Origin of the sequence: Polaromonas sp. JS666 (assembly GCF_900103405.1) — a bacterium.
Lineage (GTDB): Bacteria > Pseudomonadota > Gammaproteobacteria > Burkholderiales > Burkholderiaceae_C > Polaromonas.
This window is the reverse complement of sequence record NZ_FNHX01000006.1, coordinates 160668-172472: the sequence shown is the minus strand read 5'-3', so window position 1 is coordinate 172472 and position 11805 is coordinate 160668. Positions and strand designations below refer to the sequence as shown.

10 protein-coding genes are annotated in these 11805 nt (G+C 66.7%); 1 reads left to right on the top strand and 9 read right to left on the bottom strand.

Annotated features, from left to right (window positions below):
* Window positions 1-19: 19 nt before the first annotated feature.
* The 5 genes from BLQ85_RS16800 to BLQ85_RS16780 form a co-directional block, all read right to left on the bottom strand.
* Window positions 20-1081 (bottom strand): WD40/YVTN/BNR-like repeat-containing protein, encoded by a 1062-nt coding sequence (locus tag BLQ85_RS16800; RefSeq protein WP_074578449.1) that lies wholly within the window; start codon window positions 1079-1081, stop codon window positions 20-22.
* A complete protein-coding gene (locus tag BLQ85_RS16795; RefSeq protein ID WP_074578447.1) occupies window positions 1081-2439 on the bottom strand; it encodes a DUF1329 domain-containing protein in 1359 nt (452 codons plus the stop codon). The genes BLQ85_RS16800 and BLQ85_RS16795 overlap by 1 nt, the downstream gene beginning before the upstream one ends.
* A gap of 38 nt (window positions 2440-2477) precedes the next feature.
* A complete protein-coding gene (locus BLQ85_RS16790; protein WP_074578445.1) occupies window positions 2478-4154 on the bottom strand; it encodes a DUF1302 domain-containing protein in 1677 nt (558 codons plus the stop codon).
* An 80-nt stretch (window positions 4155-4234) separates the two neighbouring features.
* Window positions 4235-5002, bottom strand: a complete 768-nt coding sequence (locus tag BLQ85_RS16785; RefSeq protein ID WP_074578616.1) for a coniferyl-alcohol dehydrogenase — start codon at window positions 5000-5002, stop codon at window positions 4235-4237.
* A 79-nt stretch (window positions 5003-5081) separates the two neighbouring features.
* A complete protein-coding gene (locus BLQ85_RS16780; protein WP_139201033.1) occupies window positions 5082-6536 on the bottom strand; it encodes a benzaldehyde dehydrogenase in 1455 nt (484 codons plus the stop codon).
* Between the two features lie 259 nt (window positions 6537-6795).
* Here BLQ85_RS16780 and BLQ85_RS16775 point away from each other — a divergent pair, with 259 nt between their 5' ends.
* Window positions 6796-8598, top strand: a complete 1803-nt coding sequence (locus BLQ85_RS16775; protein WP_074578444.1) for a sigma-54-dependent Fis family transcriptional regulator — start codon at window positions 6796-6798, stop codon at window positions 8596-8598.
* Window positions 8599-8607: 9 nt separating this feature from the next.
* On the opposite strand, the gene BLQ85_RS16770 is transcribed toward BLQ85_RS16775, so the two are convergent.
* From BLQ85_RS16770 to BLQ85_RS16755, 4 genes are read right to left on the bottom strand one after another with little or no spacing between them, the layout of a single operon-like run.
* A complete protein-coding gene (locus BLQ85_RS16770; protein ID WP_074578442.1) occupies window positions 8608-9231 on the bottom strand; it encodes an ATP-binding cassette domain-containing protein in 624 nt (207 codons plus the stop codon).
* A 6-nt stretch (window positions 9232-9237) separates the two neighbouring features.
* A complete protein-coding gene (locus BLQ85_RS16765) occupies window positions 9238-9984 on the bottom strand; it encodes an ABC transporter ATP-binding protein (protein ID WP_217631827.1) in 747 nt (248 codons plus the stop codon).
* The gene (locus BLQ85_RS16760) at window positions 9981-10724 is read right to left on the bottom strand and encodes an ABC transporter ATP-binding protein (protein ID WP_074578440.1); all 744 of its coding nucleotides are present in this window, start codon (window positions 10722-10724) and stop codon (window positions 9981-9983) included. Before BLQ85_RS16760 ends, BLQ85_RS16765 begins: the two co-directional genes overlap by 4 nt.
* Window positions 10721-11737, bottom strand: a complete 1017-nt coding sequence (locus BLQ85_RS16755) for a branched-chain amino acid ABC transporter permease (protein WP_074578438.1) — start codon at window positions 11735-11737, stop codon at window positions 10721-10723. Before BLQ85_RS16755 ends, BLQ85_RS16760 begins: the two co-directional genes overlap by 4 nt.
* Window positions 11738-11805: the final 68 nt, after the last annotated feature.

Below are 11805 nucleotides of genomic sequence, written 5' to 3'. Positions count from 1 at the left end.
GTTGAGGTAGCTCTCTTCTTCAGTGGGCAGGCAGTTGCACGCGCCGCATGCCGCGCAGGCTGGCCAGCACCAGGGTGCCGTCGGCGGCCAGCGCGGCGCCGGAGACCGGCACGGCTTCGCGCGCCGGGATGCGCTTGAGGGCGGGGCCGTTCTCGGCGCCCAGCAAGGCATCACCGGCCTGGCTCAGCAGCACGAAACCGCCGTCCGGCAAAGCCAGGCCGGCGCCGACGGCCATGGGCACACCGGTGTCCAGCTTGTCCCAGTGCTGCCCTTCATCGCCGGAGCGGTAAGCCGTGCCGCGCAGGCCGTAGGCCACCAGGGCGCCGCCGCGTGTCTGCAGCAGGCCGAAAAAACTGCCCTTGTAGGGCGAGGCCAGCGCGCTGAAGCTGGCGCCGCCGTCGCTGGAGCGCAGCAGCAGGCCCTGCTCGCCGGCGACCACCAGTGTGCGGCCGCGCGCGCGCACGCCATAGAGGTGCAGGCTCTTGGGGTTGGGCAGCCGCGGCCCCAGCGCCGTCCAGCTCTTGCCGCCGTCCGTGGTGGCAAACATCAGGTTGTAGGCACCCACGGCAAAGCCGCGCTGGGCGTCCATGAACTCCAGGTCAAAAAACGGTTTGTCCGCGCCTTCTTCCACCAGGCGCTGGGCTTGCGCCATGGCGCCAGCGTCGCCCGTGCGCTGCGCGGCCTGCTTCACGAGTTCCGCCGCCTGCACGCCGTCAAGCTGTTTGTGCCAGCTGGCGCCGGCGTCGTCGCTGCGCAGGATGACGCCCAGGTGGCCGGCGGCCCAGCCGGTGCGCGCATCGGCAAAACACACGGCTGTCAGGCTGGCTTGCACCGGCACCTGCGCCTGGCGCCAGCTCGCGCCGTGGTCGTCCGACAGCAGCACCGTGCCGCGCTCGCCGACGGCCACCAGCCGGTCGCCGGCCCGCGCCACGGCCAGCGTGGCCGCACCCAATGCCTTGGGCGTGAGCAGCGCGGCCTGCGACAGCACGGCCGGCACGCTGGCCGCCCATGCGGGGGCCATGGCCGCGGCGCCGCCCAGCAGGCCCGCCAGGGCGGCCTGCCGGCGCGTGACTCCGGCCATCAGCGCGCGCCTTCGCTGGAGAGGGACTCGGCGCTGAAGAAGGAGCGCGGAATCGGCGGCTGCACCTCGTACTGCTTGGGCAGTTCGTTGGAGGCCATGTTCAGGTAGTAGGCGCCGGTCTGCATGTCATAGCCGCCCCACAGCACGACGTTGCTCACGGCCGGGATGTCCGGCGCCGTCAGCATCAGCGCGTAGTTGGTGCGCCAGAGCTGGCCCTTGGCGTCCCAGCCGTCGAACAGCGCGATCTGCCAGGAGTCCTCGTCGATGTAGTACTTGCGCTTGGGCACCACGTGGCGCTTGCCGGCCGCCAGTGTGGCCTCGACTTCCCAGACGCGGTGCAGCTCCCAGCGCACCTGCGCGGGGTTCAGCGTGTTGGGCGTGACCAGGTCCTCGATCTTCGCGGAGGCGGCGCGGTTGTTGTTGTAGGGGATGTAGATTTCCTTCTTGCCCACCAGCTTGAGTTCGTGCTTGTCGATGGGGCCGAACAAGGTGAAGGCCTCGTCGAACAGGCCTATGCCGGAGGTCACCGAGTCGGGTGTGTCATAGGCCACGGAAGGCGCCTTGCGCACGCGGCGCTGGCCCACCAGGTACTGCCACAGGCCGCGCGGCGCGGCTTCCGAGACGCCGTCGAGGGCCAGGATGGCCTCGCCCGCCTTGGAGCCCGGCGCGTTGACCACCAGCTTGCCGTACTGGTAGTAGCCGTCGAACTTCTCGGCGCTGCCGTCCTTGTCGTAAAAGGCCTGGCGTATGGTCTGCGTGCCGCCCGAGGCCATGGTGCGCTTGCCGTCGGAGGTCACCACCCACACGCGCATGGGCATGGAGAAGTTGCCGCCGCGCCAGGCCGTGCGCTGGTTCCACATGGCTTCATAACCGTCCTTGGGGATGGGAAACGGTATGCCGCCGAAAGCGCCTTCCATGCCGTAGCCGCCTTCTATGGTTTTGGCCCGGGTGGCGTTCTTGAAGGTGTTGTCGTATACCGACTGCGGCGCCGCCGCCGTGCGGTGCGTGGGATAGACATCGATGCGGAAGTCGGGGTACTTCTTCATCAGCGCCTGCACGCCGTCGGTCAGCTTGTCGGCATGCTGCGCCATGTTTTTGGCGTTGATCGACAGGAGGGGTTTTTCGCTGGGGTAGAGGTCGGGCCGCGCGTCGCCGTTCTTGTAGCCCGGTGTGGCCTTGGTCAGGCCCCCTTCCCAGGGCGGGATGCTGCCGTCCTTGTTGCCGGCTTTTTCGGCACCCATGGGCGTCAAGGTGGATTTGAGCCTGGCGGCCTCTTCGGCGGTGACGCCGGCCTGGGCGGAGATCGCGCCGGCCAGCAGGGCTGCCATGAGCAAGGAATGTTTTGCGGTCTGCTTCATGATGGTTGTCTCGGTGGTGTTATCGAAAAGTCGGAAACTCAGAACGTGCGGGAAGCGGTGAAGGAAACGTAGTTGCGGTCCTTCAGGCTTTGGCCGTAGGACAGCATGCGGGTGGGCGTGCTCGGGTCGGTGACGGTCAGGGTGTTTTCCTTGCCGAAGAAGGCCGTGTAGTTCAGCGCGAAATTCCAGACGTTCTGGTACTTGCCCTTGATGCCTATGCTCACGTCGCCCGCCTTGCTGGCGCCGCCGGCGAAGTTGATGACCGCCGAGGAGCGGCCGCCGAAGTTGTAGCCCAGGCCCAGCGGGATGGACAGGTCCAGGCCGGGCAGCACCTGGAAGTACTGCGGCTCAAAAATCATGCGGAAGGCCGCCGCGTCGCGCGTGGCATTCGGGTCCAGCCCGCCGAAGCCGACGGCGCTGGGGTTTTTGCTCACGCTCAGCAGCCGGTTCCAGGCCAGCTCCGCCACCAGCGCGCCGCCGTCCCACAGGCTGGACTTGTTGAGCACATAAATGCCCGAGAGGTTGATGTGCGCCGTCCGGCCGGTGGCATAGCAGGGGTTGGCGGGCGAGCCGTCGCAGTTGGCCGGCGGCATGAAGGGCGCGCCGCCCAGCACGGCCGGGTCGCTGGCCAGCGGCGCGTTGCTGCGCAGCGAGCCTTCGAGCGCCCAGTTGAGCTGGCCTATCGACGAGGTGACGCTGGCGCCTATGGTCTTGATGCCTTTGGCATAGACGTTGTGCACATTGCCGTTGATCAGGTCGAACACCGGCACGGCCGGGGTCTTGTCGTTGTAGCGCGCCGCGTACAGGCCGAACTCATAGTTGCTGCCGGCCGGGGCCCAGCGCAGCTGCGCGCCGAACTGGCCGCTGTCGCCCGGCTTCTGGTCGCGGCTGGTGTCGGTGGGCAGCACCGGGCCGCCCAGGTAGACGCGGCCGCCGCCTATGTAGTCCTGGTTGGAAAAATAGCTGCCGACACCGGGGATCTTGCTGGGCCGCCACTTGAGCTGGTAGTAGCCGCCCAATGTCAGGCCTTCGGCCACCTGCAGCGTGCCGGATATCTGCTCCACCGGCAGCAGCACTTCCTTGAACTGCCAGTTGGGCACCGAGACGATTTTGGCGATGTCCACCGGGCCTTGCGCGTTGGCGATGCCGTTCTGGCCGAAGAACACGCTCTCGCCGTACTGCAGCGCGTGTTTGCCCACGCGTATCGAGGCCGGCATGCTGCCGATGGAGCCCTTGCCCCAGACAAAGGCGTCGAGGAATTCGTCACCGCGGCCGTGCTGGTCCCGGGTGGCGGGCACAAACTGGTTGGCGGGCTGGCCCGCGAAGTTGCTGACGCCGGCCGTGCCGTCGTTGGCATTGGCGCGCAGGTACTGCGAGTCGTACCAGGCCGAGTGGCTGATGCGCAGGCCCCAGTTGCTGCGGCTGTAGTCGAACTCGGTCAGCAGGTCGGCGCGGTTGGAGATCAGGCCCTTCTTGAAGTTGAGGTCGCCGTCGTTCTCGTTGGTCACGCCGCCGTCGCCGCGGGCCGCCGGCGAGGTCAGCAGCGCTGACGGATCCTTGAGCCGCCAGGCCAGGCTGTACTTGGGCGTGAAGTCCAGACGGATCTTGGTGTCGGGGTCGCCGGAGTCCAGCTCGAAGGCATGGGCCGGCAGCGTGCAGGCCAGGCAGCTTAGCGCCAGCGTGCTGAGGCGGAAGGGGGTGAATAACTTGGTCATGATTTTTGTCTCCTCGTGGTGTGTCGTTGTGGTCGTTGTTGCGGCTGCCCTCGCAGCCGCGGTGTGCGTGTCAGATGCCGTCAGATATAGGTGGAGGCCAGGCCGCCGTCGACGGGGATGTTGGCGCCGCTGACCCAGCGCGCGGCGTCGCCGCACAGCCAGGCCACCACGGGCGCGATCTCGTCGGCAAAGCCGGGGCGCAGCATGCGGTGGGCATCGGCCTGGACGCGCTCCTGGCCCAGCATGGCCACGAAGTCGCCCAGGATGGGTGTGAACACCGGGCCGGGCGCCACGCAGTTCATGCGCACGCCTTTGCCGAGGAACCACTCCTGCGACTGCACGGCGTTCCAGACGATCAGCGCTTCCTTGAAGTACTGGTAGCAGGTCGCCTGCGGCACCGGGTGGGCGCGCAGCCATGCCGCGCCGGCCTCAAAACCCTTGGCCGCCGCGAGTTCCTTGTGCAGGGCCAGGCGCTGCGGCCATTCGGCGCCCAGGATGGAGGCCACGTTGACGATGCTGCTGCCGCGCGGCATGCGGGCCAGCACTTTTTCCGTCAAATGCCTCAGGCCCAGGTAGTTCACGCGAGCCACCAGCTCGCCCTCGGCCGTGCCCGGCACGCCGGCGATGTTGCACAGCGCGTCGACCTGGGCCGGCAGCTGGGCCACGGCGGCGTCTATGGCTTCGGCCGTGCCGAGGTCGGCCTTGATAAAGCCGTCCAGCGTCAGGCTGGGGTCGTTGCGGTCCATGCCGATGACACGCGCGCCCTGAAAGCGTGCCAGCCTGGCGGTCTCGGCGCCTATGCCCGACGAGGTGCCGGTGATGACGATGGTTTTGCCTTGCAGGCTCATCAGGCTCATAAGGCCTCCGGGGTGTGGGAATTCATGAAGCTCTCCTTGAAGTGGTGAAGTCGTGGGCTGGAGGTCCGGTTCAGAACGGGAACATGGGCGCGGTGTCCTTGATGGTCATCCACTGCCACTGCGTGTATTCCTCCCAGTCGGCCGGGCCGCCCACGCTGGTGCCGTTGCCCGCGATGCCGGGGCCGCCGAAGGGGTTGACGCAGTCGTCGTTGACGGTCTGGTCGTTGATGTGGACCATGCCGGCCTTGAGCTGCTGCCCCACCGCCATGGCGCGACCCACGGAGCGCGAAATCACGGCGCAGGCCAGGCTGCCGGTGTTGTTGTTGGCCAGCGCCACGGCTTCTTCGTCGCTGCCGAAGGTGATGATGTTGGCCACCGGGCCGAAGGTCTCCTCGTCGAACACGCGCATGCCGGGCCTGACGCCGGACAGCACCGTCGGCTTGTAGAACAGGCCGTCATGGGTCCCGCCGGCTTCGAGCTTCGCGCCGGCCTTGATGCTGTCCTGCACGATGGCATGCACGCGGTCGCGCTGGCGCGCGTCGATCAGCGGCCCGAGCGCGACCTGGCCGGTGGCGCCGTCGCCGACCGGCAGGTGCGTGGCCTTGGCGACCAGGCGCTGCAGCAGCGGGGCCGCGATGCTTTCGTGCACCAGGATGCGGTTGGCGGCCATGCAGATCTGGCCCTGGTGCAGGTAGGCGGCCCAGGCCGCGTTGCTCGCGGCGATGTCCAGGTCGGCGTCGTCCAGGATGATCAGCGAGTTCGCGCCGCCCAGCTCCAGCGACACCTTCTTGAGGTGCTTGCCCGCGAGTTCGCCTATGCGCCTGCCCACGGCGGGCGAGCCGGTGAAGGCGATCATGGGCACCAGCGGGTCGGTCACCAAAGCCTCGCCGGCCTCGGCGTCGCCGGGCAGGACCTGCAGCAAGTCCTTGGGCAGGCCCGCTTGCGCGAAGATGCGCGCGATCATCAGGCCGCCGGTCACCGGCGTGCGGGTGTCGGGCTTGATCACCACGGCATTGCCCGCGGCCAGCGCCGGCGCCACGGCGCGCAGCGTCAGGATCAGCGGGAAGTTGAAGGGCGAGATCACGCCCACCACGCCGTGCGGCATGCGGCGGGCAATGCTGGTGCGCCCCGGCACGCTGGGCAGCACATGGCCCTGGGGCTGCAGCGGCATGGCCGCGGCCAGGTGGCAAATCGTGATGGCCTCGCGGATCTCATGCTGGCCCTTGGGCAGGATGGCGCCGGTTTCGCGCGTCGCATACAGCGCGAGTTCGTCGAAGTGCTGCTGGAACAGCGCGCCGGCGCGGCGAAACACGTCGGCCTTCTCGCGCGGGGGCAGGGCGGCCCAGGGCTTTTGCGCGCCGGCCGCCGCCCGCGTGGCCGCGGCCACATCCGCCGCGTTGGCGATGCCCACGGTGCACATCACCTTGCCGGTCGCGGGCTCGACCACGTCGCGCTTGCCGCCGCCCAGCGGCGCGCTCGCCAGCGCGGAAAAATCCAGAAATGCCTTCGCGTCGGATACACCCATTTGCTTTTGTCCTCACGGTTGTTTGATCAGCTCGCCACATCGGCGCGTCGTGCTGCTGTATCGCAATGCATGTACCAGCGGCGCGTGCCGTGGCCCGCTTGCGGCGCCGCAGCGAGCGGTTTTTCATTGGGAAAACCGGGACATACCCTAGGTCCGATTGCTGCGCCGCAGCACATGGAAAGCCCTGAGGGTTTTTTGGCCAAATGGTTATAAAGTAAAACTACTTTTTCACCATTTGATCAATTCGAGGACAAACGCCATGGGTGTCTCAGACCGCATTTCCCTGGCCGAGGTGGCCCGGGCCACCGGTGTCGCGCTGGGCAGCTTTGACAGCGCGTCGGTGGCCAAGGCCCTGGGCGGTTTTGCCAGCACCCACATAGGCGGCGACACCCATCCGACGATTGCCGACATCAGCGAATGCCTGTTCTTCTCGCCGGGCGACGGGCGCATCTGGCTGCAGGACCAGCGCATGGTGCTGCTGCACACCGAGGCGCTGGGGTCCATGCGCCGCGAGATGGTCGACAGCCTGGGCATCGAAAAGGCGCGCGGCCTGTTCACCCGTGCCGGTTATGTCAGCGGCGCCCGCGACGCGCAGCTGGTGCGCAAGCACTGGCCCGATGCCGACCCGCCGGCGGCCGCCATGGCCGGCACACGCCTGCATGCGCTCGAGGGTGTGGTCAAGGTGGAGCTGGTCAGCGTGACCTACGACCCCGACACCAGCGGCTATGAGGGCGAATTCATCTGGCACAACTCCAGCGAGGACGACGAGCACATCGCCGCCTACGGCATAGGCGGCTCGCCGGCCTGCTGGATGCAGGTGGGTTATGCCACCGGTTATGTCAGCACGCTGTTCGGCCGCCTCATCGTCTTCCGCGAAACCATGTGCCGCTCCATGGGCCACGCGCAATGCCGCGTGGTCGGCAAGTCCGCCGACAAGTGGGACAACATCGAGGAAGACATGCGCTACCTGAACGCCAGGGAGTTTGTCGACACCGCGGCTTACGCGCGCAGCGAAGCGGGCCCGGCCGACCTGGCGCCCAGCGAGGCACCCGCCGGCGACGCCATGGTCGGTGCCTCATCGGCCTTTAACGCGGCCTGCCACCAGTTGAGCCGCGTGGCGCGTACCTCGGCTACCGTGCTGTTCACGGGCGAGTCCGGCGTGGGCAAGGAAAAATTCGCCAGCATGCTGCACAGGATCAGCCCGCGCAAGGACCAGCCTTTTATCGCGGTGAACTGCGCGGCCATCCCCGAGACGCTGATCGAGTCCGAGCTCTTTGGCGTGGAGCGCGGCGCCTATACCGGCGCCAGCCATTCGCGGCCGGGCCGCTTTGAGCGCGCCAGCGGCGGCACCCTGTTCCTCGACGAAATCGGGATGCTGAGTTTTGTCGCCCAGGGCAAGCTGCTGCGCGCCTTGCAGGAGGGCGAGGTCGAGCGCGTGGGCGGCACGCGCGGCATCGCGGTGGACGTGCGTGTGGTGGCCGCCACCAATGAGGACTTGCGCCAGGCCGTGCGCGAGGGGCGCTTTCGCGAGGACCTGTTCTTCCGGCTCAATGTGTTTCCCATCCACCTGCCGCCGCTGCGCGAGCGGCGCGACGACATTCCGCTGCTGATGAACCATTTCCTGAACCACTACCGGCGCAAGCACGGCTGCAACACCGGCGGCTTCACCCAGGCCTCGGTGCGCACCCTGCTGAACTACGACTTTCCCGGCAATATCCGCGAACTGCAAAACCTGATCGAGCGCGCCGTGATCATGGCCGATGCCGACGGGCTGATCGATGTGCACCACCTGTTCACCGGCGGCGAAACCCTGAACGCCGAGGTCATGACCTTGCGGCTGCAGGGCAGCTCGGGCACCCTGAATTTCGAGGGCGCGCCGGCCTGCGCCCATCCCGTGCTGACGGGCACTGCCGTTTCGCCGCAATCGCTGGAGCAAACCGAGCGCGACACGCTGGAGCGCGCGATCTCCGCCTGCCAGGGCAATCTCTCGGCGGCGGCGCGGCGGCTGGGCACCACGCGCGCCAAGCTGGCCTACCGGGCCAGGAAACACAGCCTGATCTAAGAACAGGTTCTAGGTTACCGCCGGCGCCAGCGCCCCCAGGTAAGCCCTGACCTTCTCATCACGCGCCAGCGTGTCGAAATCGGGCGCCTCGCTGACCGCGCCCTTCTGCACAAAGATAAAACGCTCACAGCACTGCCGCAGGATATCCACGTGGTAGGGCTCGTTGGGGTGCAGGCATAAAAACACCAGCCGGCCGTTGGCCTTGAGCCTGGCGAAGAAGTCCAGCATAAAGCCGATATAGCCGTCCTGCGTGTTGAACTGCGGTTCGTCAAAGAGGTGCACCAGCGGCGAATCGCTGTGTGCGTGCGCCAGCATGAAGTCGGGCTTGGTCTTCTGGAAGGAGCGCACCTGGTAGGACTGGTGGTAATGGATCGCCAGCCGGTCGCGCTCGCGTGTGCGCACCTGGTGGATGTCCTGGCCGTTCACGAGCACACGCCCCGCGCTGGGCAGGTTGCTGCCGGTGATCAGCTCGAACAGCGTGGTCTTGCCCGAGCCGTTGGGGCCCATGACACCGACCACGCAGGGCTTGTGCACCTCGAAATCGGCGTTCAATGAAAAGGTGGTGGTCTTGCGGAGCACGCCGCGCTGGTATTGCTTGGCGAGTTTTTCTACGCGTAACAGTGGATGGCTCATGCTGGCTCAAACTCCCAAAAGTTGCCGGCACAAAGCGGCATCGTTGCGCAATTCGGCCGCGGGGCCTTCGTGGACCATCACGCCCTGGTTCATCACATAGGCGCGGTCGGCCACCTGCAGCGCGCTTTGCACGTTCTGCTCCACCACCAGCACCGCAATGCCTTCGGCCTTGAGCCGGCTGATGGTCTTCATCACGTCCTGCACCACCTTGGGCGCCAGGCCCTGGCTGGGCTCGTCGAACAGCACGAGGCCGGGCGAGCCCAGCAGCGCGCGCGAGATCGCCACCATCTGCATCTCGCCGCCCGAGAGGTTTTCGCACTCGCGGTGCATCAGGTATTCGAGCGCGCTGAAAATTTCAAAACATTCTTTTTCATGCCAAGGCCGAAAGCGCGTCGCCTTGCGCGCGATGGCGAGGTTGCGCGCCACCGTCAGCGTCGGAAAGATGCGCCTGTCGTCCGGCACCCAGCCCATGCCGGCCTTGGCGATCTCATGCGTGGGCAAACGTGTGATGTCCCGCGCATCGAAGGCGATGCTGCCCTTGCGCGGCGGCGTCAGGCCCAGCACGGAGCGCAGCAGCGTGGTCTTGCCCGCGCCGTTGGGGCCCAGCAGCGCCACGACTTCGCCGGCGCCGACCTTGAGCGACACGTCGAACAGCACCTGCGTCTCGCCGTAAAAAGTGTCTATGCGCCCCACGGCCAGCATGTCCGCCGGCTGTGAAACAGTCTGGATGACGGATTTGAGGACGGCGCTCATGCCAGCGCTCCCAGGTTGGAGCGGCGCACCCATTCGTTTTGTTTCAGGGCGTCGGGCGTGCCCTGGGTAATGACCTGGCCCCAGTGGATGACCGAGATCTGGTCGGCGAGCTTGAAAAGAAAGTTCATGTCGTGTTCGATGATCACAATGGTCAGCTGGCGTTTGAGCTCTTTCACCAGCTCCATCAGGCGCGCCGTGCCTTCGGCGCCCAGGCCGGCGGTGGGCTCGTCGAGGAAGAGCATGCGCGGCTCGGCCGCCAGCGCCACGCCGATTTCCAGCGCACGGCGTTCGCCGTAAGACAGGCTGCTGGCCAGCGTGCGCTCCTTGCCCTTGAGGCCCACACGTTCAAGGATGGCGGCGGCCAGCTGCTGCGCCGTGTCGTCGGCGCCCAGGTCGCGCCAGGGGTTGAAGCCTTGCTTTCGCACATGCGGCGTGGCCACCAGCACGTTGTCCAGCGCGGTGTAGCTGTCGAACAGATTCATGATCTGGAAGGAGCGCGACACGCCCTTGCGCGCGATCTCGCGCGGCGAGAGGCCGGTGATGTCCTCGCCGGCAAAGGTCACGCGGCCGCGGTCGGGTTTATAGCGGCCCGTCAGCACATTGAAGCAGGTGGTCTTGCCCGCGCCGTTGGGGCCCATGATGCCGTTCAGTTGCCCCTCTTCAAAGCTGAGTGTGATGTCTTGCAGCACCACCTGGGCGCCGAAACGTTTGGACAGGCCGCTGGCCTCAAAAAGCTTCACAGCGCACCTCCCGCCGCGGGCGCTGCCTTGGCCAGCGCGCTGCGTTTCGGCCTGGCCTTCCAGGCCTGCCAGGCGCCGGCGATGCCTTCGGGCTTGAACAGCACCATGGCCATAAAGACCAGGCCGTACCAGAGCAGCCAGGTCTCGGTGTAGGCACCCAGCAGGTCGCGCGCCAGGATAAAAAAGGTCGCGCCTATGACTGGGCCCCAGAAGCTCACCAGGCCGCCGCCTATCAGCACCATCATCACGACAAAGCCCGAGTTGTGCAGGCTCATGACGTTGGGGTAGGCCGACTGCTGGGCCATGGCGAACAGCGCGCCGGCCAGGCCCGCCACGGCGGTGGACAGCGTGAAAGCCAGCCATTTGTAGAGCCAGACGTTGTAGCCCACAAAGGCCGCGCGTGTTTCGTTCTGCTTGATGGCGCTGAAGATGCGGCCCAGCGGCGAATGGATCAGCCGCCACAGGCCCAGCAGCACCATCGCGAACAGCGCCAGGCAAAAGAAGAAGAGGGCGTTGTTGCCGGAAAGGTTGAAAGAGACCACACCGAAGTCGGCCGGCAGGCGCTTGATGTTGAGCAGCCCGTCCTCGCCGCCGGTGACGGTATGCCATTTGTTGGCGATAAACCAGAACACCTGGCCGAAGGCGATGGTGAGCAGCGCGTAATAAATGCCGCGCCGGTGCGAGATGAACAGCGCCACCAACGCACCCAGCGCCGCCGTGACCAGCACCGCGCCGGCCAGGTCGAACCACAGGTTGGGCCAGACCCTGAGCTGCAGCAGGCCGAAGGCATAGGCGCCCGTGCCGAAAAACGCGCCGTGGCCGAAAGAGGGCAGGCCGGTGAAGCCCAGCAGCAGGTTATAGCCCAGCGCAAACAGCACCCAGATCATGATTTCCAGGGCCAGGTATTGGTACAGACCGACGCGGCCCACCCACAGCGGCGTGGACAGCAGCACCAGCAGCGTGGCGAGCATGGGCAAGGGAATCAGCGGCGCGCGGCCGGAAGCGAGTTGCATGGGGGCCTTGTCTCTCTGGGTTTTCTTGGGGGAAGGAAAAAGCGTTCGAAAAAAAGACGCTGGACAAA